Consider the following 26,148-nt stretch of genomic DNA (forward strand, 5'->3'; position numbering starts at 1 on the left):
ACAAAGGCCGCACGCGCAATTGCTGCGCGTGCGGCCTTGGTGTCCTGCCTGGACCGGATCAGAGCCGGGTGTCGAAGGAATCGCAGAACACGTTCTCGTTGAACGTTCCCTGGAACTCCGAGCTGCCCATGATCTTTTGGATGGTCGCCCGAATGGCCTCGGGCGACCCTGCGTGGGCGTGGATGGCGGTCTTCACCATCGGCACGTCAATCAGGTGGTTGGGCTGGTTGAGCGAGACGAACACGGTGGGGACCTCGGTGACGTACCACGGGATCTCCGCGGCCATCGGGGTGGACCACTTGATCCGGATGGCTGCCTCCTGGGCGAAGCCCTTCACATTGGCGAACACGAACGCGGCGTCGTACTTGTCCGCGTAGTCGCCGGTGGCTTCCTCGGAGATGACCGACATGAAGTTCACGCCGGTCTCCCCTGCCGCCTCGCGCTGGTCCGCCGTCTTGAACAGGTGCACCTCGAAGCCGGCGTTTTCCAGCTCCGCCTTGACGGTGTCCAGGTACGCCAGCGGGTCGGCGCGGGTGAAGTCCGAACCTCCGGAGATGCCGTACAGGCGGATTCGTTTGTGCGTCGCCGGCGTGATGGGCAGGTTGTTGGCGGTGTCCTTGACCAGGGTGACGGTCTTGTCCGCGATGTCGGCTGCGACAGCGCGGTGGGCATCACTGCCGATCACGGCGAGTGCTTCCACAGGCGGCACTCGCTCGTTGCGTGCCTTCCGGTGCAAACCGAGCGATGCCTTGAGGGCAAGGATCCGGCGCAGCGCGTCATGCAGGCGCTGCTCGGTGATGACGCCGGACTTGTAGCCGTCCAGCATGTACTGGAAATCTTCCGCGGGGTTGCGGAAGAACAGGAACATGTCGCAGCCGGCCGCAATGGTGGCCGGCACCAGGTCACGGCGCTTCATGGCCTGGGTCAGGCCGATCATCTGTGAGGCGTCGGTGAGGATCAGTCCGTTGAAGCCGAGTTCGCCGCGGAGCAGGTCCTGGAGCAGTTCCGGCGCCAGCGTGGCCGGGCGGATGTCCTTGTCCGCCAGGCCGGGACGGAAGTGCCGGGACAGTTCCGGCGCCCCGATGTGGCCGATCATGATGGACTGCACGCCGTGCCCGATCATTTCCCGGTAGACGTGCCCGTAGCTCCGGTTCCACTCCTCATAGCCGAGGGTGTTGTACGAGGTGACCACGTGCTGGTCGCGCTCGTCCATGCCGTCGCCCGGGAAGTGCTTCATGGCGCAGGCGGTGGGTGACTCGCTGATGCCGTCGAAGTACTCCTTGGCCCGCTCCACCACGATCTCCGGCGTGTTGCCGAAGGCCCGGGTGGAGATGACCGTGTTCCGCCAGTTGTAGTGGATGTCCACGATCGGCGCGAACGCCCAGTTGCAGCCCAGTGCGGCGGTTTCGACGCCGGCCACCTGGCCCATCTGCCGGGCGATGGCCTTGTCCGGGTGCGAGCCGGCCTGCAGGTGCGTCGACACGAACGTCCCGTCGTCGCAGCTTCCGGCTCCCCCCATTTCCGGGTTGGAGGCCACCAGCAGCGGGATCCGGGTCTTGGACTGCGCGTAGCGGATGTGCTCCTGCACGGCGGCGGAGGGGCCCGGCCGGTAGCGCATGCCGCCCACGTGGTAGTTCTCCAGCACACCGTCGAGGTACTCCGGGGAGTAGTCGTTGTTGTGGTTGATGAACAGCTGGCCGATCTTTTCCTCGAGGCTCATCGACTCCAAGGTGCTGTTCACCCACTGGACCGCTGCGTCGTCGAGGTTGAACGGCGCGGCCGTGAGGTCGACGTCGAACTGGCGCGGCTGGGTGCCCGCGGCACCGTCGGCGGCACCCGCCGGAGCGGTGGCCGCGTCGGCGTTAACAGCCCCGGCAGCGTTCACGACGGCGGCGATCCCGGCCAGCGCTTGGGCCACCACCTGGTCCACGGGCGCGGCGATGTCCACCACGATGCCGGCTTCGTCGGCGTCGAGCGGTTCCAGCGTTGCGAGTTGGGAATCAAGCAGGGCAGGCGGCATGAAGTGCCCGGAGCGGCCTTCAGTCCGTGACCTCAGCACCTCTTTGCTGCCGTGCAGGTGCAGGAACACGGTGTCCGGCGCCTGTTCCCTGATGGCGTCACGGTAGCTTCGCTTGAGCGCCGAGCACGCCAGCACCAGCCCGCCGTTGCCGGCGGCTGCGAGTTCGGAACCCACGGTGGCCAGCCAGGGCCAGCGGTCCTCGTCCGTCAGGGGCGTGCCGGCGGCCATCTTGGCGACGTTCTCCACGGGGTGGAGCGAATCGCCGTCGAGGAACGGCACGCCCAGCTCGCGGGCCACCAGGTCGCCGATGGTGGTCTTGCCGCAGCCGGAGACGCCCATAACGATGATGCGGTGCTTGGTGCTGCCGTGTTGTGTCACGGATTGTTCTGTCACGGGGTGTCCTGTCACGGGGTGTCCTGTCACGACTCGTGCCTCACCAGTCATGGACGGTGCCGTCAACCAGGCGGTTGTAGGGCAGGTAGGCCTGCTGGTACGGGAACGCGGCCGCTGCCTCCTCGTTGAATTCGACGCCGATGCCGGGCTTGTCGCCCGGGTGCAGGTAGCCGTCCTTGAAGGTCATGGACTGCTGGAAGACCTCGTTGGTCTTGTCCGAGTGCTGCATGTATTCCTGGATGCCGTAGTTGTGGATGGCCAGGCCCACGTGCAGCTGCGCGGCGAAACCGACCGGGGAGATGTCGGTGGGGCCGTGGAAGCCGGACTTGATCTGGTACTGCGCGGCGAAGTCCATGACCTTCTTCAGCGGGGAGATGCCGCCGAAGTGCGTGGAGGCTGCCCGGACGTAGTCGATCAGCTGTTCCTTGATGATGGTCTGGTAGTCGTACACGGTGTTGAAGATTTCACCGATGGCCAGCGGAGTGGTGGTGTGCTGGCGGACCAGGCGCAGGGCTTCCTGGTTCTCGGCCGGGGTGCAGTCCTCGAGCCAGAACAGGTCGTAGGGTTCCAGGGCCTTGCCCAGCTTGGCGGCCTGGATCGGGGTCATGCGGTGGTGGCCGTCGTGCAGCAGCGGCAGTTCCGGACCGAATTCGTTCCGGACGGCCTCGAACACGGTGGGCAGGTGGCGCAGGTAGGCCCGGGTGTCCCAGTCCTCTTCCACCGGGAACGCGCCGCGGCCGGCGGGCTCGTAGTCGTAGCGTTCGCCGGAGGCCTGGGCCTGGGCTGCGACGCCGTAGACGGCCTTGATGCCCGGAACGGCGGTCTGGATGCGGACGGACTTGTAGCCGAGTTCCAGGTGCTCGCGGACGGAGTCGAACAGGGAGGGGATGTCCGCGCCGGAGGCGTGGCCGTAGGCACGCAGGCCGTTGCGGGAGGCACCGCCCAGGAGCTGGTACACCGGCATGCCGGCCACCTTGCCCTTGATGTCCCACAGCGCCATGTCCACGGCGGCGATGGCGGCCATGGTCACCGGGCCGCGGCGCCAGTACGAGCTGCGGTACAGGAACTGCCAGGTGTCCTCGATCCGGTGCGGGTCCTTGCCGATCAGCAGCTGTGCGACGTGTTCCTTGAGGTATGCGGCGACGGCGAGCTCGCGGCCGTTCAGTGTGGCGTCACCGATGCCGGTCACACCGTCCTCCGTGGTGATCCGGAGGGTCACGAAGTTACGGGACGGGCTTGTCACGAAGACTTCCGCGGCAATGATTTTCACAGCTGTTCCTTTCGAGCGGGGCTGGGTCGAGGAGTGGGTCGGGGCTTAGTTGGAGGTGGTGAGGGGCTTGGCGGCGTCTGCGGTTTCTTCGCCGGTGCGGCGTGCCTGGATTTCGTTGAGGATCTCGGCGTGCATGGCGTCGGTCAGTTTGTACTTGGACATGACCAGGACGGCGAGGATGGTCAGCACTGCCGGGATGGCGCCGGCTGCAAGCTGGATTCCGAAGAGGGCGTCGGCAGTCTGTGCACCGCCGGACTTGTAGCCGCCCAGTGCCAGGGCGTAGGCGGCGAGGGCGCCGCCCACGGCCTGGCCGGTCTTGCGGGTGAAGGAGAACAGCGCGTAGGTGATGCCCTCGGTGCGGACGCCGGTCTTCCATTCTCCGTACTCCACCGTGTCGGCTTCCAGGGCCCACACCACGATGTTGACGGCGAGGACGCCCACGAGGCTGATCACGAGGCCGGAAAAACCGATCCAGACCTGGCTGGCGGGGGTGAAGAAGATGATGGTTCCGCCGATGACGGTGAGCACCGACGAGTAGATGTAGACGCGCTTCTTGCCGATGGAGCGGACCAGCCTGGGCATGAACCCGGCCAGCACGAAGGTGGCGGCCAGCTGGATGATGGACAGCACCGGGTACAGGCCCAGGTTTCCGAGGACGTCGCGCAGGTAGTACAGCTGCACCGAGGTCAGTGCCAGGTAGCCGGAGAGGAAGAAGAACGAGCTGATGCACAGCATCAGGAGGGGCTTGTTGCCCTTCAGGGTTTCCATGCTCTGCTTGACCGAGACGTTCGGGACGGCGCGGTGGACGCGTTCCTTGGCGGTCATGACGGTGAAGAAGTACAGGGCTGCGCCGATAACGACGAACACCAGGGTGATGGTGGTGAAGGTTGACTGCAGGTCAGCGCCCGGCTTGATCAGCGGTGCCACGAAGATGCCGAGGGCCGAACCCACCAGCAGGCCGCCCACCATGCGGGCGGAGCCAAGCTTGGCGCGCTCCCCCGGGTCCTGGGTCATGGCGCCGGCCAGGGAGCCGTAGGGGATGTTGACCAGGCTGTAGGCCAGGCCGAGTGCCGCGTAGGTGACGTAGGCGTAGAGCAGGGTGCCGGATTCGCCGAGCTGCGGGACGGAGAACGTTGCCACGCTCAGGAGCAGCAGCGGGATGGAGCCGAACATGATGAACGGACGGAACTTCCCGAAGCGCCTGCTGAAGGTGCGGTCCACCATGCGGCCGGCGAAAACGTCGGCGAAGGCGTCGAAGATCCGGACCACCAGCAGCAGGGTGCCTGCCGCTGCGGCCGAGATTCCTGCAACGTCCGTGTAGTAGACCAGGAGGAACATGGTGGCCGTGGTGAAGGCGAGGTTGTTGGCGGCATCGCCGGCGCCGTAGCCGAGGATGCTGAGCTTTCCTAGTTTGCTGGGTTTTTTCATGATTGGGCTCCTTTACCCGGTGCCGCCTCCGTGGAGCCGGCGAAAAAATGGTCAGAAATGCTACGGGGTGGTGATGCTGCTGTTCGGGGCGGCATTCTTGGTGCCGGCCAGTGCGGTCCAGCGCTGGCGGAGGGCGTACGCGGCGGGCTTGGGCCGGCGGTCGCGGGTGAAGACGCCCTTCTTGTTGCCGTCCACGCGCATGATGCCGTTGGACGTCTGGAAGTCCGCGAAGTTCCAGACCTGCTCGCCCACCATGGCGTCCACCCGGTCGAACACCCGGTGGTACATGGATAGGAAGGCGGCCTGGTATTCCTCGCTCCAGGGCTGCTCATAAATGGAGTGGAAGCCGGGCATGGTGTCCGGGCCGTACTCGGTCATGATCATGGGTTTGCCGTACTTGGCTTCCCATTCGCGCAGTTCCTTTTCCAGGACCTGTTCCGCTGTTTCGAGGTCCCCGTTGTTCAGGTACCAGCCGTAGTAGCGGTTGAGCATGATGACGTCGAAGAGGTCCCCGAGCAGTTCCTTGTCCGGGGTGTCGAACATGACGTTGACGTAGCCCACGGGGCGGGTGGGGTCCAGCTCCCGGGTCAGTTCCGCCAGGGGCTGGAAGTACTCGCGTGCGCCTTCCTCGGAACCGTTGGGTTCGTTGGCGATGGACCAGATGACCACGGACGGGTGGTTCTTGTCCCGGGCCACGAGTTCGGTGATCGCCTGCCGGTGGTTGGCCGCCGTATTGGCGTCCACGCCGCCGTCCTCGTAGGTCTTCTTGGCGATGCCGCCAAAGACGGCGCCGAAGCCGAGGTGGAGGCCCACAGCCGCGGTTTCGTCGATGACCACAATGCCGTGGCGGTCGGCGAACTCCATGACTTCCTCGGCGTAGGGGTAGTGCGAGGTGCGGAACGAGTTGGCGCCCACCCAGTCCAGGAGCTGGAAGTCGTTGACCATCTGGGCGTTGCTGTGGCCCTTGCCGACCGTGACGTGGTCCTCGTGCATGCCGAAGCCGGTGAAGTAGAAAGGCTCGCCGTTGATCAGGAATTCCTTGCCGCGGACCTCCACGGTCCGGACGCCGACGGGCAGCGTGTAGCTGTCCAGCAGCCGGCCGCCTTCGCGGATTTCGGCGGTCAGGCTGTAGAGGTAGGCGGCGCCGGGCTGCCAGAGCACGACGTCGTTGATCACCAGCGCGCCGCTGGCGCCGTCCGCACGGGCAACCTCGACGCCGTCGGCGTCCTTGAGCGTAACGGTCACCGTTTCGCTACCCGTCCCGCCAGCGGTGGTGCCCGCCGTCGCGATCGTGTAGTCCACCGTGCCGGTGGGGCCGTCGAAGCCGGTGACCACCGTGATGTCGTCCACGGTGACCGCCGGGGTGCTGTACAGCCAGAGGCTGCGGTGCAGGCCGGCGTAGTTGTAGAAGTCGTGGAGGTAGCTCTGCTGGCGTCGGCCGTCTTCGGTGACGGTGATGCTGCCCGGCGGAATGGTGGCCTGGGTGAGCTCGTTGTTGACGGAAACGGTGAGCCGGAATGCCTTGCCCGGGGTGACGTGGTCCGTGATGTCCGCGCTGAACGGCATGTAGCCGCCGGTGTGCCGGGCTACGAGGATCCCGTCCACCCACACCATGCCCTCGTGCGTTGCCGAGTCGAGGCGGAGGTGGATGCGCTCCCCTGCCCAGCCGCGCGGGACGCGGACTTCGCGCTGGTACCAGACGTAGCCCACGTGGTCGCGGATGGCTTTGTCCGGGAAGACGTCGTTGTAGCTGGCGGGGACGCCCATTTCCAGCCCGGTGTCCAGGGGCGCCTTGAACCATTCCTCGCGGTGGCCGGCGCGGTCAAAGTCCACCTTGAAAGCGTAGAGGCCGTCGAGGTTGACCAGTTCGCGCGTTTCGCTGGCTTGGGGCTTCAGCATCTGGAGGTCCTATCGCGTCTTTGCGGTCTGTGCCGGGAGGAGGATTCTGGGGAGTCCGGCGGTGCGCCGGTCTTTGCTCTTGTTGTAATCCTAATCACTTGGCAATCAAATGGCAAGCGGTTGCCATAATATTTGTTGAAAGTTCATTAAACACCGCTGCCCGGGCCCCGGGGATCCGGGAGCCGGGCAGCGGCGCGTGCGGAGGACGCTAACGGGAGACAGCCAGCTCCCCGAACGATCCGCACAGGTCTTCGATCAGCTCAACGACGGCGCCGTCCCCGGCCAGGACCGGATCCACGATGTCCAGCAGGGCGCGGATCCGTTCGGTGCCGTCGAGCAGGTTGGCCGCGGCCACGGCCTCGGCCAGGGGATCCTGGAACGCGGCGGCGGCCGCGCTGTAGTCCATCCAGGCGGCAATCATGAGGGCGGCGGCCGCCCCGGTCCTGCCCGCGGCACGCTCGGCCTGCAGCACCGGAACGGCGCGCATCCGGAGCTTGGTGCTGCCGTCCATGGCGATCTGCGCGAGGTGGTGGGCGATCCTGGCGTTGCTGAAGCGTGCCAGCAGGGCGGCACGGTACTCCGGGATTTGCAGCTCGGCGGCGTTTCCGCCCGGCCCGGAGAGGTTCGCCTCGGCTTCGTCCCAGAACTTTTCCACGGCCCGGAGGCACATTGGATCCGCCAGGGCCTGCGCCACGGTGGTGTGGCCGCGGAGCTGGCCCGCGTACGCCAGCAGTGAGTGCGCGCCGTTCAGGAGCCACAGCTTGCGGTTCTCGTACGGCTCGATGTCCACCACGAAGACCGCGCCTGCGTCCTCCCAGCGGGGACGGCCGGCAGGGAACTCCCCGCTAAGCACCCAGTTGGCGAAGGGTTCGGCAACCACGGGCGAAGTGTCCCGGTAGCCGCACGCGGCCTGGACGGCGGCGACATCCGCCTCCGTGGTGCGCGGTGTAATGCGGTCCACCGAGGTGCTGACGAAGCTGATGTTGGCATCAATCCAGTCGCCGAGGCCCGCATCCCATGCGCCGGCCATGCCCACCACGGCGTTGTGCGCCACGGTGCCGTTGTTGGAGAGGTTGTCGCAGCAGACCACGGCCAGCGGTCCCGCTCCGGCAGCCCGGCGGGCGGCGAGGGCCAGCACCAGCCGGCCCAGCGGCGTCGTCGGGAATCCGTTGCCGGCCAGCAGCGAAAGGTCAGCGACGACGTCGGGCGCCTTGGCGTCGAGGTGCCCGTCCGCGCCGAGCCGGTAGGCCGCTTCGGTGATGGTCAGGGTGACGACGGCCGTGGCCGGAGCCACGATCAGCTCCGCCAGGCGCTGGACGTCGGCGCCGTCGATGGCCTCCACGATGCTGCTGACCACGGCGAAGGTGTCGCCGCCGTCGGCCCGTTCCACCACGGTGTACAGCCCGTCCTGCTCGGCCAGGGCCAGTGCGGCATCGGGGCGGCGGCCGGTGAAGGCGGCGATGCCCCAGTCCGCGGCGTCCGACGCCTGGTGGGTGTACCAGGCCTGGTGCGACCGGTGGAAGGCGCCCAGCCCCAGGTGGACGATGCGTACGGGCGCTTTGGCGGACGGGCGCAGGCGGCGGTTCAGCCGCGGCAGGTCCACAGCTTCTACGGCCGCTTCAGGTTGCAGTTCGGTGCTCACAGCTTGAAGACCCTTCGGGGCGAGCCGTCGACGAGGTCGACGATCAGTTCGTGGGCGCGGTCCTCGCTGACGCGGTGCTCCGCAACCAGGCGGGCCAGGAAGGAGGCCTCGATCCGGCGGGAGGCGTCGTGGCGGGCGGGGATGGAGCAGAACGCGCGGGTGTCGTCGATGAAGCCGGACGAGCGGGAGAAGCCGGCGGTCTCGGTGACCGCCGAGCGGAAGCGCAGCATGGCGTCCGGGGCGTCCAGGAACCACCACGGGGCGCCGAGGTACACGGACGGGTAGAAGCCGGCCAGCGGCGCGAGTTCGCGGGAGAACACGGTCTCGTCCAGGGTGAACAGCACCAGGTGGAAGTCCTTGGCGGTGCCGAAGTCCTGCAGCAGCGGGCGGATCGCCTCGGTGTAGTTGACGGCGAACGGGATGTCGTGGCCGGTGTCCGCGCCGTAAGTGTTGAAGGTGGGTTCGTGGTGGTTGCGGTACGAGCCCGGGTGGATGGTCATGACCAGGCCGTCTTCCACGGACATCCGCGCCATCTGGTACATCATGTGGGCTTCGAAGTCTTCGCGGTCCTGCGCCGTGGCCTGGCCGGAGCGGGCCCGGTCAAACAGCTTTGCCGCATCGCCGGCGTCAAGCTTGAGCGTTGACGGCGTGCGGACGCCGTGGTCCGCGGAAACTGCGCCGTGCTCCACGAAATAACGACGCCGGTTTTCCAGCGCGGTGATATACCCGGCATAGCCGGTGCCACCGTCGCCCGCTGCCGCGATGAGGCGGTCAACGTTGGCGGACCACGCGGGGTGGGCGATGTTCACGTATTGGTCCGGCCGGAACGTGGGCAGGACGCGGCCGTGGAAGGTGGGGTCGTCGGCGATTGCCTTGTGGCTGGCCAGGCTGTCCAGGGGATCATCGGTGGTGGCCAGGACCTCGATGTTGAAGTCCTTGAAGAGCTGGCGCGGCCGGAAGCCCGGTTCCAGCAGCTTGGCGGAAATCGCGTCGTAGCTGGCATCGGCGGTCTCGGCGCTGATCTCCTGCTGGAGGCCGAACACGCTGTCGAACTGCGTGCGGAGCCAGTAGCCGGAGGCGGTGCCTTCGAACAGAGGCCAGGCCTTGCAGAACTCGTGCCAGACGGCGCGGGAATCGGGCTGGGTGGTGTTGGAGTCCCGGAGCCGGTCCAGCGGAACGCCGCTGGCGTGGATCAGGCGGGTGACGTAGTGGTCCGGACTGACCAGCAGCGCTGCCGGGTCCGGAAAGGGGGTGTTGTGCTCGATGACAGCGGCGTCAACGTGCCCGTGCGGGGAAATGATGGGGAGGTCCTGGACTCGCTGCAGGAGGTCGCGCGCAATGCTGCGCGTTCCGGGATCCGCGGGCAGGAGCCGGTCTGGGTTGGCGGCAATCGACTGTGACATAGGTCAATGGTCCGGCTTGCCAAGGGCATTTGTCAACCGGTTGCCATAAATTGCCATTAAGTTGCGGGGTGGTCGGGGTGGGTGGCGGGAACGGCCCCCGGCCGGGCGGCCGGGGTGGCGGGGCTGCCCGGCCTCAGCCCGCGGGGAGGAGCCGTCCGCTGGAGCCCCGCAGCACCAGCTCCGTTTCGACGCGCAGCGTCCCCGCCGGCTCCCCCGTGCCGTGGAGCAGGTCAAGGAGCAGGGTGGTGGCACCGGAGCCGCACTCCCCCAGCGGCGAGCGGACGGTGGTGAGCGGCGGCGTGGTGAAATCCGCCCCGAAGATGTCGTCGAAGCCCACGATGCTGATCTGGTCCGGCACCACCATGCCCGCTGCCTGGAGCTCCTGCATGAGTCCGATGGCCAGGAGGTCGTTGTAGGTCAGCACGGCCGTGGCACCGCTGGCCCGGACGTCGCGCGCCACCTGCCTGCCGCCGTCGACCGTTGGTTTGCTGGATTCGAGCCTGACGGCCTCAAGCCGCGACCACTCGCAGGCGGCCTGCACCCCTTCCCAGCGGCGGGCGGACATCCAGGACTGCGGCGGCCCGGCAACAAAGGCGACCTTGTGGTGGCCGTTGGCGGCCAGGCTGCGGACGGCCTCGCTGATGCCCTTGTTCACGTCGGGCACCACGCACGGCACGCCGTCGACCTCGCGGTTGATGACCACCACCGGCTTGTCGCGGGCGAGGGCGCGGATGTCGTCGTCGTCCATCCGCGGGCTGGCCAGGATCAGGCCGTCCGCGGTGGCCATCATGCGGCGGGCTGCCGTCAGCTCGGTGACGGCGGACTCGGCGGATTCGGCGAGCACCAGGGTGTAATCCCGCACCGTGGCGGTGGTTTCCGCGCCGCGGATGATGTCGAAGAACGTGGGGTTGGTGATGTCCGCGACGATCAGGCCGAAGGTGTTGGTTCGGCCGGTGGGCAGGGCCCGGGCGAACGGGTTGACCTGGTAGTTCAGCTCCGCGGCGGCGTCCTCGATAAGTTTCTGCGTCTTGGCGCTGACCCGGCCCGGTTTGCTGAGCGCACGGGAAACCGTGGACGGATTGACGCCGGCAACCTTCGCAATGTCGTAGATCGTGGCGTTGGACTTGCCGTCGCGGGCGTGCTTTTTGGCCGGAGCTGTTGGTGCGGCAGCGTCCGGCGTTTTGGGTTCAGTCACCGCTCCATCGTAGTGCGGCACGGCAACAAACAGCAGGACGGTTGCCAGACCCTCTCTCACTTTCCGTCCCTTTAACGCCGACGGTCTCTCACTTTCCGCGCCTTTAACGCCGACGGTCTCTCACTTTCGTCAGGAAAGTGAGAGACCGTCCGCCTCGCGGCGCCGAAAAGTGAGAGAGCGTTGGGCTAGGAGCGTTCGGGGAACTTGCCTTCGTCCGCAATGCGCTTGTTCAGCTCGGCCAGGAACACGTCCTCGTCGAAGTCGAGGCCCACTTCGGTGCCGGTCCAGCTGGAGAGGTGGATGGCGTTGGCCAGGCGGACGCCGTTGATGCCGTCCGATCCCGGAGCAAGCAGCGGGGTGCCGTCCAGGATGTTGGCGGCGAAGTTCTCCAGGACACCGGCGTGCTGGCCGCCCCAGACGGACTCGAACTCGATGACTTCGGTGCTGTAGTACTCCTCGGGATTCAGCTCGCCCATGAAGAGCTTGCGGACATCGTCCATGTCCATGGCGTCGCTGAGTTCACGTTCGGGCTTCTTCAGGCGGGTCACCGTTGCGGTCTTGGAATTTTCGACGACGATCTTGCCCTGGTCGCCCAGGATCTCGAAACGGTCGGTGCCCACGATGTCATGCGTGGCGGTGACGAAGACGCCGGTAGCGCCGTTGCCGTAGTCCACCACCGCGGTGACCTCGTCCTCCACGGCGATGTCGCGGCGGAAGCCGTAGGCAACCTTGGAGTAGACGGACTTGGGGACGCCGCAGATCCACTGCCACAGGTCCAGCTGGTGCGGGGCCTGGTTGACCAGGACGCCGCCGCCTTCGCCGCCCCATGTGGCGCGCCATTCGCTGGAGTTGTAGTACCCCTGCGGACGCCACCAGTTGGTGATGATCCAGTTGGTGCGGCGGATATCGCCGATCTCGCCGTTTTCGACGATCTCCTTGAGCCTGCGGTACAGCGGGTTGTTGCGCTGGTTGAACATGATGGCGAAGGACAGCTCGGGCTTGCTCGCGGCAAACTCGTTGAGCTCCTTGACCTGCTTGGTGTACACGCCGGCCGGCTTCTCCACGAGGGCGTGGATGTTGCGCTTGAGCGTCTCGATGCCCATTTCGGGGTGCAGGAAGTGCGGCACGCAGGTGACGACGGCGTCCACGTCACCGCTTTCCAGCATGGCGATGTAGTCGTCGTAGAACGGCGCGTCCGGGTACGTGGCCGCAGCGGCTTCCTTTTTCGCCGGGTCGGTGTCGCAGATGGCGCCGATCTCCATGTTCGGGACCATGCCGTCCGTGATGAACTTGGCGTAGGCGCCGCCCTGCTGGCCCAGGCCGATGATGCCGAGGCGTACTTTCTTACTCATGTGCTGATTCTCCGTAGTCAGTCGGTGCGGTCTAGAAAAGGTTCGAGTGGCCCAGAGCCACGAGGTTGTCGTACGAAGTCTGCAAAGCGTCCCAGACGGTGCGGCCGTAGAGCTCGTCCTGCTCCACCAGCATGTACTTGGCGCCGGCAGCCTGCGCGGCGGGGATGATGGAGGCGAAGTCGAGGTTGCCTTCGCCCACTTCCGCGAACTGGACAACGTTCTTGAATTCGGCCATGAACCCCATGATGTCTCCGGAATCCAGCATGTCGAAGGAGGCTTCGGGCAGCTCGCCGATCCGGTAGTCCTTCAGGTGCACCATGGCGGTGCGGCCGGCGTACTTTTCCAGGGTGCGGACCGGGTCAAGCCCGCCGCGCTGCACCCAGTGCACGTCGATTTCCATGCCCATGGCCGGGGAGTTCTCGGCGATGATGTCCAGCATGTACTTGCCGTCGAACTTCGCGAACTCGATGTGGTGGTTGTGGTAGTACAGGCCCAGGCCCTGTTCCTGCAGGCGCTCAGCGTATTCGTTGGCCTGCTTGGCGAAATCCACCACGGCACCGATCGACTTCATGGCCGGGAAGGGCAGCATGCCGATCCGCAGGAGCTTTGAGTCCAGCCGCTTGGCGTCGTCCACGATCTTGTCGAAGTGCTCTGCCAGGGAATCGCCGGGGCGGCCCTTGGGGGTTTCCGTCGCCACGGACAGCGCCGCGATGTCCATGCCCAGTTCAGTCCGGGAGCGGTCCAGCTCGGCGACGTTCTCCGGGGTCATCGGGATCTGGGAAATCTCGACGGCGTTGTAACCGATCGCGCTGACCTTGCGGAGCGTCTCGAACGCCCCCACCTCGGCGAAGCTGTCTTTGAGCATCATCGCCTGTACGCCAATTTTGGCCACTGTGTTCCTCCGTAATGTTCCGGACCCTCGAGGGCCGCTTTGCTGGTCTTGCTGCTGCTGCCGTGGCTGACGCCCGGTGTCAGGCGAGCGCGCCGGCCTGTTCGGTCTGTTGCCGCTGGATGTCCAGCAGGCGGTGGCGATCCGCCCGGCGTTGTTCCTGCCGGTCCGGATCGGGTACTGGGGACGCCAGCAGGAGACGCTGGGTGTAGGGATGTTCGGGGTCGCGGGTCACCACTTCGGCAGGTCCCTGCTCGACTATTTCGCCGTGGTACATCACTGCCACACGGTGGCTGATGTGCCGGACCACGTCAAGGTCGTGCGAGACGAACAAGTACGAAACTCCGGTGTCCTTCTGGATCTGAAGGAACAGGTCCAGCACGCGTGCCTGGGTGGAGAGGTCAAGCGCGCTGACGGGTTCGTCGCAGACGATCAGCTTGGGCGAAAGGGCCAGTGCCCGGGCAATGGCCACGCGCTGGCGCTGGCCGCCGCTGAACTCCCGCGGCAGGCGGTGGATGGCATCCGAAGGCAGCCCCACCTGGTCCAGGAGTTCCTTGACGCGCTTCTTGGCGGCAGCCTGTTCCATGCCCTGCACGCCAAGTGGTTCGGCCAGGATGGCGCCGATCTCCAGGGCCGGGTTGAGCGAGGTGTACGGGTCCTGGAACACCACCTGCAGGTCACGGCTCAGGGTCCGCCGCTGCCTGCGGGTGGCGTGGCTGATGTCCATGCCTTCGAAGGTGATCTTGCCGCCCGTCACCGGGGCCAGGCCCAGGACCGCACGGCCAAGGGTGGTCTTGCCGGAACCGGACTCCCCCACCAGGCCGAGGGTCTCGCCCCGGCCGATGGTGATGTTGATGTCAGTCAGGGCCCGGAAGGGCTTGGCCCGGAACTTCTTGCTGGGGTATTCGACAACCAGGTTGTCCACCGTCAGGAGCGGGCCCGTCGGGAGCGGGGCAATTTCGTTGACTTCAACAGTGCTCACGCGACCGGCTCCTTCTGGCTGGATACAAGCATGGACATGGGGGTTTTGCCTTCCAGCATCGACGCCAGGAGGGTCTGGGTGTAGGGCTCCTTCGGGTTGCGGAGGATGTCGCGGACGGATCCTTCCTCAACCAGGCGGCCGTTCTGCATCACGGCCACGCGGTCGCAAAGGTCGGCCACCACGCCGAAGTTGTGCGTCACCAGGATCACGCCGACGCCGAGGCGGCGCTGAAGGTCACGGATGAGGTCCAGGACCTCGGCCTGCACGGTGACGTCCAGGGCCGTAGTGGGCTCATCGGCAATGATGAGGTCCGGTTCGCAGCTGATGGCGCCGGCGATGAGCACACGCTGTGCCATACCGCCGGAGACTTCATGCGGGTACGCCCTGAACGTGCGGTCGGGGTGGACAATTCCGACGTCGGACAGCAGCTTCATGGCACGCTCGGTGGCTTCCGCCTTGGAGATTCCCAGGACGCGCACCATCGGCGTGACCAGCTGGTAGCCGATCGTGAACGCCGGATCCAGGTTGCTCATGGGTTCCTGCGGAATGTAGGAGATCCGCTTGCCGCGAAGCTTGGACAGCCGGTCCTGGTTGACCTTGTCGTCGCCCGGGGCCACGGTGTAGTTGCCGTCGAACTGGATGGCGCCGCCCACAATACGGGCGGTGTCAGGCAGCAGGCCAAGGATCGAGAACGCCGTCTGGGACTTGCCCGATCCGGACTCACCCACGATGCCCAGGATCTCGCCGCGGTCCACGTGGAAGGAGACGTCGTCCACTACCTTCTTGATGGAGCCGTCGGCCTGCGGGTAGCCGACGCCGAGGTTGGTCACCTTGACCAGGTGGTGTTCGGTTCCGGCTTCGACAGCGGCAAGGGTCTTGCGCGCTACCTTCGAGGCGCTGGCTGAAGCAGCGTCTTCGGCTGCATGGACCTTCTTCTTGCGGTGCTTGATCTTCTCGCCGTCTTCCAGGGCATCGCGGATGGCGTTGCCGAGTAGGACGAGTCCGCCGATGGTCAGTGCCATGGCGAGTGCCGGCCAGAAGAGCAGTGTCGGGTTCAGGTAGACGTTCTTGAAGCCCTCGCTGAGCATCACACCCCAGGTGGCTTTGGAAGGGTCGCCCAGGCCAAGGAACTCCAGGCCTGACTGGATGGCGATGGCCACGCCGGCGATGGCTGCAGTCTGGATGATGATCGGTGCCCGGACCACGGAGAAGATGTGGCGGGCAATGATGCTCCAGTCAGACAGCCCTGATACCCGGGCGGCGTCGACGTACAGCTCGTTGCGGACCGACTGGACGGCGGTCCGCGTCAGCCGGAAGTAGGCCGGGCTGATCAGGATGCCGAAGGCAATCATGGAAATCCAAACCGACGGACCGAAAGCGGCCCGGATGGTGAGCAGCACAATCAGGCCGGGGAGGCTCATGGTGATGCTGACCATCCAGTTAGAGACTGCCTCGAATTTCCCGGAGTAGTAGCCGGCGATCAGCCCGGCCGGCAGGCCGATGGTGATGGCAACCCCGGCGCAGAGCAAGGCGGAAAGGAGCGTCAGCTGGGCGCCGAAGAGAAGCCGGCTCCAGACGTCGCGGCCGGCGCTGTCCGTGCCGAGGATGTTCACGGAATCCGGCTCGGCCAGGGTCTTGGCAATATTCGCGTAGTTCTCATCGAACGGCGCCAGGACGGGAGCCAGGACGGCGAGCACGGAAATGGTCACCAGGATCAGCAGCGCGGCGATGCCGAGCGGGTTCCTGACCAGGCGCCCGATCACGGTGGAGCGGACCACGGTGCCGGACTGGCCCGTGGGCGGGGCGACGGCGCCGGTGCCGTCGGCGACAGCCGCTGTTTCTACAGTTTCGCTCATGACACACGTACCTTCGGGTTGAGCCAGCCATTAAGAATGTCCACCAGCAGGTTCACCACAATGACGACGACCACCGTGTACATCACGACGCCCATCACCACCGGAAGATCCGTCTGGGTGGTTGCCGTGACCGCCATCGGCCCCATGCCCGGGAGGGCGAAGATCTGCTCGATGATGACCACACCCCCGAGCATGCCGATCAGCTGCAGGCTCAGCACGGTCAGGCCGGCCGGGGCGGCGCTCCGCAGCACGTGTTTGAACAGGATTTCGCGCTCGCCGATGCCCCGGCTTCGCAGCGTGCGGACATAGTCCCGCTCGAGCTGCTTGATGACGGCGCTGCGGATCTGCTGCGCGCCGCCGGTGACTCCGTTGATCAGCAGGGCGATCACCGGGAGGGACATCGAGTAGACCCAGGCGTCCGCGCCGGAGTCCGGTGAGATGGTGCTCGTGGCGGGGAAGAGGCCCAGCTGGATGGCCAGGATGGTGACCAGGATGACGCCGATGACGAACCCCGGAACGGAGTCGCCGATGATGGCGCCAACCTGGACCACCCTGTCCACCCAGCCGCGCTTGACTGCAGCGGCTACACCGATCAGTGCGGCGCAAATGGCGATCAGGATCATTGCGACGAAAACCATGGTCATGGTGACCGGAATCCGGCTGGCCAGGGAGTTGGCCACCGGTTCGGAGGTGAACCAGGATGCGCCAAGGTTTCCAGTCAGGGCATCGCCCACCCAGGCGAGGTAGCGGACAACGAGTGGCTGGTCCAGACCCAGCTCCTGTTCCTTCAAGGCCACTTGTTCAGCGGTGGCCTGGTCGCCCAGGATGTTCCGGGCGATGCTGCCGCTGGACATATACAGCAGGAAGAACGTGAGCGCAGAGACAACAAGCAGCACCACCGCCCCGCTGCCCAGCCTTTTCGCAATGAACCTGATCATGGTGCCCTACTTGGCGGGTGAGTAGTTGTAGATGGACGGGACGGCCTGCTGGATCTGAGGCGTTACCTCAACCTTGGAGTTGTGGTAGTACATCTGGTTCACACGGAACAGCGGCGCGAACCATGCCTGCTCCACCACGTACTTGTTGACGTCCTGGGCCAGCTTGCCGGCGTCGGCTCCACCGGCGCGCACTGCCTCGATCTCCGTGTCCAGCTCCGGGTTGGCGTTCTTGAACGGGTTGTAGAGCGCCTTCGTGGAGATGATCTGGTTGATGGCAACGGTCGGCTCGCCCTGGAAAAGGGAGAAGTACATGGTGGTGAACTTCTGGGCTGCAACATCCGAGGTGAAGGTATTCGTGATCGCGGCGCCGACATTGAGCGTGATGCCCACGTCAGCCAGCTGCTGCTTGACCACGGAAATCTGGGTTTCGAAGTTCGGGACGGCGGGGATTTCCATCGTGAAGCCGTTTTCGTAGCCGGCTTCCTTGAGGAGCTGCTTGGCCTTTGCAGGATCGTAGCTGTAGTGGTTTTCCAGCTCTTCGGTCCAGGCTCCGCTGGCCTTGCCGAACGGCTGCGACGTTGGAGTGCCCTGGCCCAGCATGACCTGGTCAAGGATGGTCTTGCGGTCAAACGCGTAGTTGATGGCCTGGCGGACCTTGACGTCCTTGAGCGCAGGGTTCTTGGTGCCGTCGCGGTCAAGCAGCAGCAGCCCCTGCCAGTCCACCTCGTTGGCGGCGAGCTTCATCTTGGCACCCTCGGCCTGTTTGCCCGTCTTGGGGTCCAGGATGGTGGCGTCCACCTGGCCGGAGACCAGTGCATTGGTGCGCGCCGTGATGTCCGTCAGGATCTTGAACGTGAGCTTCTGGTACTTCTGCAGGTCCTTGTTCCAGTAGTCCTTGCGCGCATTGAACACAGTCTGGGAATCCTTGACCGAAGCGGCCTTGTCCATGACATACGGTCCCGAGCCTGCGGGCTCGGTCTTGATGCCTTCGGTACCGAGTGCCTTGGGGCTGCCCATCAGGCCGGCAGCCTGGCTGAGGAAGTACTCCAGGGCAGGGTCCGGGACGGAAAGGTTGATGTCGATGGTGTCCGCATCCACCACGGCCACGTCGGAGACTGATGCGAGCTGGGCCATCTGCGGGCCGTTGGCCTTCTTGAAGTGGTCCATGTTGGCTTTGGCAGCCTCGGCGTCGAACTTGGCGCCATCGCTGAAGGTGACGTCCGTGCGCAGGTCAACCGTCAGCTTGGTGTTGGCCTCGTTGTACTTCCACTCGGTGGCAAGCATCGGGCTGAGCTTTCCGTCCGGCTCGCGGAGGATCAAGGTGTCGTACACAGCCTGGTAGGGCTGCAGGACGTGACCCACGTGGGCCTGGGCCGGGTCCCAGGAGCGTACGTCCTGGATGGTGCCGATGGTCAGGGCAGTGGCAGCAGCGGCTTTCGGGCCGGAGTTTGCCGTTCCGCCGCATGCGGTCAGGGCGAGCGCCGCGCTGACGGTGAGGGCGGTTGCTACCGCCTTGGGACCTAACTTCATTGTTGGCTCCTTGGATCTGTGGAACGGGAGACTTGCAGAGTAAGGCCGGTGTGGCGTGGGCCACACCGGCCTTGTGAGACTCACAGTACGCATTGTTGCTTCGTTTGGCAACCGATTGTCAAAGATGTTGCAGAATTACTTTTCGAGGGCGGGAATGAAACGTTCTCAGGCCATCTGATGTCCGACAACCGGTTGCTTCAATGGCTTCAAGACACGTGGTCGGCCGACTCCGGGTAGCTCTGCCGGTAGACATCCTTGATGATGCCCAGCGACTTTTCGGCCTCCGCCGGACTGATCCAGAACGGCTCCGGGTCGTCCAGCCGAGCGTAGAAGTCGTCAATCAGCAGCTCGTGCGAGACTCCCCAATAGGATCTGCCGCCGGATTCGCTGGTGCGCTCCGGAATGACGTCCACGCGTCCGTCCGCATGCGTCACCGTGAGGTCGCCGCGCAGGCTGAGGACCGCTTTTTCAGTGACCACATCCAGCGTCACGGGCGCGTTGTACGCATTCGCCAGGGTGGCATAGAACGCACTCCGGGCCCCGTTGGCATGTTCCGCCACGAATTCCGCGGTGTCCTCCACCTCGATGGTGCCGCCGAGGAAGCGCGTGGAGGCATTGCCGGTGACACTGACAACGTCGCCCACCAGCCATTGGAGCAGGTCAACGGTGTGGATGGCCTGGTTCATCATCAGCCCGCCGCCGCCACCCGCCCAGGTTCCGCGCCACGGCCGGCTTTCGTAGTACTCGGCGGAGCGCTGCCACATGACCGTTGCGGACGCCCCAACCACCGCGCCCAGCTCGCCGGACCGGAGCAGCGAATGCATGGCCTGCGACGTCGCGTTGTACCGATTCTGGAAGCACACCGCGATTTTTGCGGTGCCCGCCGAGGCGGCCCCCACCAGCCGCCTGCCTTCCGCCAGCGTGTGGGCCAGCGGCTTTTCCACGATCACATTGACGCCGCGTTCCAGGCAGTCCGCCGCCAGCGAGGCATGCTGGTCGTGCGGGGTGCAGATGTGCACCACGTCGGGCCGGACGGCGTCGATCAGGCTCAGGTGGTCGGCGAAGCCGGGGACGCCGTAGGCGGCCACCGCGGCGGCCAGCCGCTGCGGATCCGGATCGCAGACCGCAACCAGCGTGGCGCCGTCGAGCTTTGCCACCGCCTCAAAGTGCACGGCGGAAACATCGCCGCAGCCGATGACTGCCGCCGTCGTGCTCAAGAGAGTTCAACCCCGTTCTTGGCAGCGAGCGCCGCGAAGGCCCGGGCGGCGATGCCGAACGCCACCGGGCCCGAGAAGCCGCCCAGCTCGTGGGCGCTGGCCAGGTGCGGTTCCAGCGAGGCGAAGCCGGTGAAGCCGTCCGCCTTCAGGGCGGCGATGGTGGCATCCAGTTCGCCGTCGCCCTCGCCGGAGGGAACCACTTCGCCGGTGCCGGCCAGAGCGTCCTTGACCTGGAAGTACTCAAGGTACGGCCGCAGCATGGCATAGCCGTCGGTGTACGGCTTGACGCCCACCTGGACAAAGTTGGCGTTGTCCCACGCGATGCGCAGCGCCGGGGAATCCACGGTCTTCATGATGTCCAGGACCCGCTCGGGGGTGTCACCGAAGATGCCCTTTTCGTTTTCATGCAGGAGTACGACGCCGGACTCCGCAGCCAGCGCTGCCAGCGCACCCATGCGGACCATGACGTCGTCTCGGATGTCTTCGGCGCTCTGGTCCTCGGCGCGGTAGAAGGAGAAGATCCGGATGTATTTGGTGTCCAGGCCCTTGGCCACAGAAATGATCTGGCGCAGCCGGTCCAGTTCGTGTTCCACCGGCAGGCTCACGTCCACTTTGCCGATGGGGCTGGCGACTGCCGAGACCTTGAGGCCCTTCTCATCAAGGATGCCCCTGAGGGCCGCGACCTGCGGCGCTTCAAGTTCGGAGACGTTGGTGCCCCAGGCGCTGCGCACTTCAATGTGGCTTGCGCCCAGCGCCAGCAGGACCGCGGCCTGCACCGCGGGATCCGGATCTATCTCGTCCCCGAAACCTGAGAGGGGCCAGACTGCGGTTGTTGTTTCGCTCACGCGGATCTCCTGGGGTTCGCGGCCGCCGCGCCGGGCAGCTTGCTCAGGCTCCAGTGCGGTGACGCAGTTCACAAACGGTGTCCAGCCCAGTTTAGCCAGCCTGGTCATCAATGACAACCGGTTGCCAAACTTTGACAATCTATGGCATTCTTTGCAGAACGGTTCTGTGGTGGCAGTCACAGGCCCGCCCACCCGACCCGGCCGTCACGGCCCGGCCACCACGTTCAGAGAGGAGCGCCGTGGCTACGACGCAACCAGCAGCTGTGGACCGTCCGCCCACCATCCACGACATTGCCGCGCTCTGCGGCGTGGCGGCCTCCACTGTGTCCCGGGCCCTCTCCACGCCGGACCGCGTCAACATCAGGACGCGGCAGCGGATCGAGGCTGCCGCAGCGCAGCTGAACTACATCCCCAACAGCCAGGCCAAGGCACTGAGCTCCGGCCGCACCGGCGCGGTGGGAGTGCTGGTCCCGGACATCACCAACCCGTTCTACTTCGACCTCATCCGGGGAACCCAGCTCCAGCTCAAGGCGGCCGGCTACACCCAGTTGCTGGTGGATACGGAGGAATCCGACGAGGTGGAGGCCAGCACCATGGAGCAGCTGCGCAAGAGTGCCGACGGCATTGTGGTGGCCGCCTCCCGGCTGAGCGACGATGCCTTGCTCGCGGCTGCGGCAAAGATGCCGATGGTGACGATCAACCGCGACGTCCCCGGCGTCCCCGCCGTCCTCATAGATACCCCGTCAGCTACCAGCCAGGCCCTGGACCACCTCATCTCGCTGGGCCACACCCGCATCGCCTACATGGCCGGGCCACCCACCTCGCAGTCCAGCGAACGCCGCTGGACCGCACTGTCCGTCGCTGCCGAGGAACGCGGCGTGGAAGTGCGCCGGCTGGGACCCTTCGCCCCCAAGACGCAGTCCGGCGCAGCCGCTGCGGACGCCGCCGTGCACAGCGGAGTGACGGCCTGCATCGCGTTCAACGACCTCATCGCCATCGGCATGCTCCAACGCCTTCGCGAACGCGGCATCCGGGTTCCGGAGGACATGAGCATTGTGGGCTGCGACGACATCTTCGGCGCCGACTTCTGCAATCCGCCGCTGTCCACCATGGCGTCCCCGATCGAACAGGCGGGCCGGGTGGCGGTGTCCATGCTGCTGGCCCAGCTGAACCCGCTGGCCGGCGGCGGCACCCGCAGCCGGTCCGTGATGCCCACCCACCTTACGGTCCGTGCCTCCACCGGGCCGGCGCCGGCTGCGGCTGTGGCTACACCGGCTACACCGGCTACGCCGGCTACGCCGGGGCTCGTGTAGCCGTAGGCTCCGCATGCTCCACCGGGGCTCGGCACCCAGTAAGTCCGGGCCTGATTCAGGCGGACACAGTTGAGCATGGTTGACACTGCTGACTAGTCTGGATCACATGCGCGAACTCCAGGCCAGGATCATTGAAGAAATGGGCGTCCAGCCCCGGATCGACCCCGCCGGGGAGGTGCGCAAACGCATCACGTTCCTGAAGGACTACCTCAAGGCAACGAACACCAAGGGCTTCGTGCTGGGCATCTCCGGCGGCCTTGATTCCTCGCTCGCGGGCCGGCTTGCCCAGCTCGCTGTCGAAGAGCTCGCGGCAGAAGGAACGGACGCCAATTTCGTGGCGGTCCGTCTCCCCTACGGTGTGCAGCACGATGAGGACGACGCCCAGGCCGCCCTGGACTTCATCAAGGCCAAGACCGAGTGGACCTTCAACATCTCCGCTGCGGTGGACGGCTTCGAGGACGAATTCGAGAAGACCGTGGGCAACGGAATCTCCGACTTCCACAAGGGCAACACCAAGGCCCGCACCCGCATGATCGCGCAGTACGCCCTCGCCGGCGAGCACAACTACCTGGTCATCGGCACGGACCACGGCGCCGAATCCGTCACCGGATTCTTCACCAAGTTTGGCGACGGCGGCGCGGACATCCTGCCGTTGTTCGGGCTGAACAAGCGCCAGAACCGGGCACTCCTCGCCGAGCTGGGCGCTCCCGCCCGGATCTGGGAGAAGGTGCCCACAGCCGATCTCCTCGACGGCAAGCCCGGCCGCACCGACGAGGACGAGCTCGGCATCACCTACGACCAGATCGACGACTACCTCGAGGGCCGCGAGGTCCCCGAGTCCGTGGCCGAATCGATCGAGCAGAAGTACCTCCGCACCCGCCACAAGCGCACTGTCCCGGTCACCATCTTCGACACCTGGTGGAAATAGCCTGACCCCCGGCAGCCGCCGGGGTCAGGCTCTGAGTCCGCAGGTTCCGCTCAGTCCCGGACTTCCACAGTTCCTTTCATTCCCATGAAGTCGTGGAGGGCACAGATGTAATCGAAATCTCCGGCCTTGTTGAACTTCACGGTGAAGGTGCTCTTCGGCAGCATCAGGCCGGAACTGAGGTCTCCGCCGGTGAAGTCAGCGGGATCGCCTACGGCTGCGAACTCGTCGGCCGGCTCCTCGCCGAAGGTGACGGTGTGCGGAGCTCCCATGCCGTCATTTACAAACGTCACTTCGTCGCCAACGTGGACTACGATGTGGGCCCGGACGAACCGCATGAGCATGGCCGTCTCGTTGTCTGTGCCTGCGATGACGGTATGGTCATCGGCTTTGGCCCGTGCCGCGTCCCACTGCTCGTAGCCGTCCCGCAGGATCTTCCGTTCCTGTTTGTTGGACTGGCGGTCGTACTGCGACTGGGAGTAGGGGTAGTCGGTTCCCGCGTCCCGAACGTGAACGGTCCCCTTCATGGCCATGCGATGAACGAGGCAGTAGTAGATGAACTCGCCCGTGTCCGGGAATTTCAGCGTGTAGCGTCCCACTTCCTTGAAGCCGCTGTCCGAAACGTTCGTCATGACACCCGAGTTGTAGTACGACTTTCCGTCGTAAGTCTTGCCGCCTTGGGCTTCAACATACTGGGGATTCTCCGGGTTGAACGGCTGCGTGGACTCCAGGGACTGGCCTTCGGCAAGGAACGTCACAGTATGAATCTCTGCTGCGTTCGCTTTCCAGGTGATCTTGTCCCCGGCGTTAATGTAGATGTTTTCGGGGAGGAAGGACATCCCCTGAATCGCCTGGTCCGATGACTCGGAACCGACCTGCACAGTCCAGGTTCTGGGTGATTTTCCGCCGTCCGCGACGGCAGTGCCGCTGAGTGCAACCGGCATCAGCAGCGAGATCAGCGCCGCCACGAGCACGCGGATAAGGCGCGGGATCTGGCGGCTTTCTTTTTGGAGAGCCATAAGACTCATTCCTTCGGTGTGTTTCCCTGTGTTCTCGTAGGTGCCGGGAAACCGGTGATACGGTTCCGGCGTTCTCCTGCCACCGCGCCTACCCAGGCTCAGGCGGGAAGGCAGTCAATATATCCGGCGCGCCACCCTTACTCCTCAGCAGGATCACCGCTATGCATCCGGTGGGGGAAGGGACCGGTTGACGCAAGCGGCGTCGCCGCCGGTCCGATCGGTTGGACACTGCCGATACAGTTCCAATCGTGCTCCGACCAGAATAATTTGTCGATACTCCGGCAAACCCTTAAGCTCCACCCGGTGACCGCGTCAGCAGGGTGGAGATCCTGTGCGCCTCTTCCATCAGGAGGCGGCCCAGGGTTTCCTGCCGGTCCCCGCGGAACCGCGGCTCGATGCCGGTCAGTGACAACGCCCAGGCGGGGCGCCCGCGCTGGTCAAAAACCGCCGCGCCCATGCCCCAGCTGCCCTCCAGCACCAGCCCGGGATTGACCGAATAGCCCGCCTGCCTGGTCTGGGCCAGGTTCTCCCGAACCAGGGCTTCGGTGTGCGCCGCAGCGAACTGACCGGCATGCGCGGCCCAGTTGGCGAGCAGTTCCTCCTGTTCGGCCTCGGGCAGGAACGCCATGATCGCGGTGCCGGCGGACGCCACACCCAGCGGGAACCGGACGCCCTCGTGCAGCACAAACGAACGCACGGGAAAGCTGCCTTCCTCGCGGAGCAGGCATACTGTTTCGGTTCCCCGGCGGATGGAGAAGAAGGCGCTTTCACCGGTTTCCTCGGCCAGCCGGCGCAGGCTGGGCCGGGCGATGTCCTCCAGCGGAAAGCGGGCTGAGGCCACGGAACCCATTAGCAGGATCTCCGGCCCGAGCACCCAGTTGCCGCTCTGCGGGTCCTGGTCCAGCAGGCCCTCGCTGGCCAGCGAACTCAGCAGCCGGTGGACGGTGGGACGGGTAAGGCCCGATTCCCGAACCACTTCAACGAGCGGACTGCCTTCGGGCTGCCTGCCCACTATCCTCAGCAGGGTGGCCACCCTGCTCACCACCTGGGCCCCCTGGACCGGCACCGAAGTCATAAATTCTCCCCTGAACCTCGAAATCATCCACAATATGGACACATCACAGCATACCGTCCACACTGTAAAAATGCTCTAGATTCCGGCAAATTCGCGCCTTGACAGCCCCGCGAAACGCCCCGTACGCTCCCATTCCAGAACAACAGTCCACAACGTGGATTATCGGCTTCGCAGGGGACCCGCACCGGCGGACCCGCCCGCTCAATGAGGAGATGCAATGTCAAAGGTGAAATCCGGCCCGGCCGCCGCGCTGCAGGACGTGCTGCGGGACGGCATGACGCTCGCCGTCGGAGGCTTCGGCCTCAGCGGTATCCCGGCTGACCTGATCGAGGCGGTCCGCGATTCCGGCGTCAAAGACCTGACCGTGGTGTCCAACAACATGGGCGTGGACGGCAAGGGCCTGGGCGTGCTGATCGAGGCCGGCCAGGTCCGCAAGGTGATCGCCTCCTATGTGGGCGAGAACAAGCTCTTCGCCGAGCAGTACCTTGCCGGCAAGCTGGAAGTCGAGTTCACGCCGCAGGGAACCCTCGCCGAACGCCTCCGCGCCGGCGGCGCCGGCATCCCGGCCTTCTACACCAAGACCGGTGTTGGCACCCTCGTCGCCGAGGGCAAGCCGCTGGCAGAGTTCGACGGCGAAACGTACGTCCAGGAGCGCGCCATCCTGGCCGACGTTGCGCTGGTCCACGCGCACACTGCGGACACTGACGGCAACCTGATTTACCGTTACACGGCCCGCAACTTCAACCCGGTGGTGGCCACGGCCGGTGCCATCACGGTTGCCGAAGCCGAGGTGATCGTGGAACCCGGACAGCTGGATCCGAACCATGTGGTCACCCCCGGCGTGTTCATCCAGCGCCTGGTGCAGGCCAGCGGCCGGGTCAAGGACATCGAGCAGCGCACGGTACGCCCGCGGACCGAACTCGCATTTGCATAACCCCCTGAATCTATCTAAGGAGA

20 protein-coding genes are annotated in these 26,148 nt (G+C 65.5%); 3 read left to right on the top strand and 17 right to left on the bottom strand.

Going from position 1 to position 26,148, the window contains the following annotated elements:
• Positions 1-58 precede the first annotated feature (58 nt).
• The 15 genes from PV761_RS07975 to PV761_RS08045 all read right to left on the bottom strand — a co-directional run bounded on the left by PV761_RS07975 (position 59) and on the right by PV761_RS08045 (position 20,859).
• Positions 59-2,359: a gluconokinase, GntK/IdnK-type gene (locus PV761_RS07975; RefSeq protein ID WP_347895906.1), complete on the bottom strand. Its 2,301-nt coding sequence runs from the start codon at positions 2,357-2,359 to the stop codon at positions 59-61.
• 94 nt (positions 2,360-2,453) lie between these two features.
• On the bottom strand, positions 2,454-3,683 hold the full coding sequence (manD, locus tag PV761_RS07980) for a D-mannonate dehydratase ManD (protein WP_028272270.1): 1,230 nt from the start codon (positions 3,681-3,683) through the stop codon (positions 2,454-2,456).
• A gap of 45 nt (positions 3,684-3,728) precedes the next feature.
• Positions 3,729-5,111, bottom strand: a complete 1,383-nt coding sequence (gene uidB / locus PV761_RS07985; RefSeq protein ID WP_347895725.1) for a glucuronide transporter — start codon at positions 5,109-5,111, stop codon at positions 3,729-3,731.
• Positions 5,112-5,171: 60 nt separating this feature from the next.
• The gene (gene uidA, locus PV761_RS07990) at positions 5,172-7,010 is read right to left on the bottom strand and encodes a beta-glucuronidase (protein ID WP_347895727.1); all 1,839 of its coding nucleotides are present in this window, start codon (positions 7,008-7,010) and stop codon (positions 5,172-5,174) included.
• Positions 7,011-7,218: 208 nt separating this feature from the next.
• Entirely contained in the window at positions 7,219-8,652 is a 1,434-nt protein-coding gene (locus tag PV761_RS07995) for a mannitol dehydrogenase family protein (RefSeq protein ID WP_347895729.1), read from the bottom strand.
• On the bottom strand, positions 8,649-10,055 hold the full coding sequence (gene uxaC, locus PV761_RS08000) for a glucuronate isomerase (protein ID WP_347895731.1): 1,407 nt from the start codon (positions 10,053-10,055) through the stop codon (positions 8,649-8,651). Before uxaC ends, PV761_RS07995 begins: the two co-directional genes overlap by 4 nt.
• A gap of 133 nt (positions 10,056-10,188) precedes the next feature.
• On the bottom strand, positions 10,189-11,250 hold the full coding sequence (locus tag PV761_RS08005; RefSeq protein ID WP_347895733.1) for a LacI family DNA-binding transcriptional regulator: 1,062 nt from the start codon (positions 11,248-11,250) through the stop codon (positions 10,189-10,191).
• 185 nt (positions 11,251-11,435) lie between these two features.
• Positions 11,436-12,602, bottom strand: a complete 1,167-nt coding sequence (locus tag PV761_RS08010; RefSeq protein WP_347895735.1) for a Gfo/Idh/MocA family oxidoreductase — start codon at positions 12,600-12,602, stop codon at positions 11,436-11,438.
• Positions 12,603-12,633: 31 nt separating this feature from the next.
• Positions 12,634-13,494 carry a sugar phosphate isomerase/epimerase gene (locus PV761_RS08015; protein WP_231511353.1) on the bottom strand — a complete coding sequence of 287 codons (861 nt, stop codon included), beginning with the start codon at positions 13,492-13,494 and terminating at the stop codon, positions 12,634-12,636.
• A 79-nt stretch (positions 13,495-13,573) separates the two neighbouring features.
• Positions 13,574-14,473 carry an ATP-binding cassette domain-containing protein gene (locus PV761_RS08020; protein WP_347895737.1) on the bottom strand — a complete coding sequence of 300 codons (900 nt, stop codon included), beginning with the start codon at positions 14,471-14,473 and terminating at the stop codon, positions 13,574-13,576.
• Positions 14,470-16,329 carry a dipeptide/oligopeptide/nickel ABC transporter permease/ATP-binding protein gene (locus PV761_RS08025; protein ID WP_347895739.1) on the bottom strand — a complete coding sequence of 620 codons (1,860 nt, stop codon included), beginning with the start codon at positions 16,327-16,329 and terminating at the stop codon, positions 14,470-14,472. The genes PV761_RS08020 and PV761_RS08025 overlap by 4 nt, the downstream gene beginning before the upstream one ends.
• Positions 16,326-17,267 (bottom strand): ABC transporter permease, encoded by a 942-nt coding sequence (locus tag PV761_RS08030; protein WP_347895741.1) that lies wholly within the window; start codon positions 17,265-17,267, stop codon positions 16,326-16,328. The genes PV761_RS08025 and PV761_RS08030 overlap by 4 nt, the downstream gene beginning before the upstream one ends.
• A gap of 6 nt (positions 17,268-17,273) precedes the next feature.
• The gene (locus PV761_RS08035; protein WP_347895743.1) at positions 17,274-18,797 is read right to left on the bottom strand and encodes an ABC transporter substrate-binding protein; all 1,524 of its coding nucleotides are present in this window, start codon (positions 18,795-18,797) and stop codon (positions 17,274-17,276) included.
• Positions 18,798-19,003: 206 nt separating this feature from the next.
• On the bottom strand, positions 19,004-20,014 hold the full coding sequence (locus PV761_RS08040) for a Gfo/Idh/MocA family oxidoreductase (RefSeq protein ID WP_028272426.1): 1,011 nt from the start codon (positions 20,012-20,014) through the stop codon (positions 19,004-19,006).
• Positions 20,011-20,859: a sugar phosphate isomerase/epimerase family protein gene (locus PV761_RS08045; protein ID WP_347895745.1), complete on the bottom strand. Its 849-nt coding sequence runs from the start codon at positions 20,857-20,859 to the stop codon at positions 20,011-20,013. The genes PV761_RS08040 and PV761_RS08045 overlap by 4 nt, the downstream gene beginning before the upstream one ends.
• Before the next feature lie 239 nt (positions 20,860-21,098).
• On the opposite strand from PV761_RS08045, the gene PV761_RS08050 reads away from it, so the two are divergent.
• Together PV761_RS08050 and nadE are read left to right on the top strand one after the other, a co-directional pair.
• Complete coding sequence (locus tag PV761_RS08050; protein ID WP_347895747.1) at positions 21,099-22,172, top strand: LacI family DNA-binding transcriptional regulator; 1,074 nt, start codon at positions 21,099-21,101, stop codon at positions 22,170-22,172.
• A 106-nt stretch (positions 22,173-22,278) separates the two neighbouring features.
• Complete coding sequence (gene nadE, locus PV761_RS08055; RefSeq protein WP_347895749.1) at positions 22,279-23,100, top strand: ammonia-dependent NAD(+) synthetase; 822 nt, start codon at positions 22,279-22,281, stop codon at positions 23,098-23,100.
• Positions 23,101-23,150: 50 nt separating this feature from the next.
• Here the strand turns inward: nadE and PV761_RS08060 are convergent, their stop codons facing one another.
• Together PV761_RS08060 and PV761_RS08065 are read right to left on the bottom strand one after the other, a co-directional pair.
• On the bottom strand, positions 23,151-24,116 hold the full coding sequence (locus tag PV761_RS08060) for a plastocyanin/azurin family copper-binding protein (RefSeq protein ID WP_347895751.1): 966 nt from the start codon (positions 24,114-24,116) through the stop codon (positions 23,151-23,153).
• Between the two features lie 289 nt (positions 24,117-24,405).
• On the bottom strand, positions 24,406-25,191 hold the full coding sequence (locus PV761_RS08065; RefSeq protein ID WP_347895753.1) for an IclR family transcriptional regulator: 786 nt from the start codon (positions 25,189-25,191) through the stop codon (positions 24,406-24,408).
• A 217-nt stretch (positions 25,192-25,408) separates the two neighbouring features.
• Between PV761_RS08065 and PV761_RS08070 the strand changes: the two genes are divergently transcribed.
• On the top strand, positions 25,409-26,125 hold the full coding sequence (locus tag PV761_RS08070; protein ID WP_028272431.1) for a CoA transferase subunit A: 717 nt from the start codon (positions 25,409-25,411) through the stop codon (positions 26,123-26,125).
• Positions 26,126-26,148 lie beyond the last annotated feature (23 nt).

Origin of the sequence: Arthrobacter sp. CC3 (assembly GCF_039907775.1) — a bacterium.
In the GTDB taxonomy this organism is placed as follows: Bacteria; Actinomycetota; Actinomycetes; order Actinomycetales; family Micrococcaceae; genus Arthrobacter.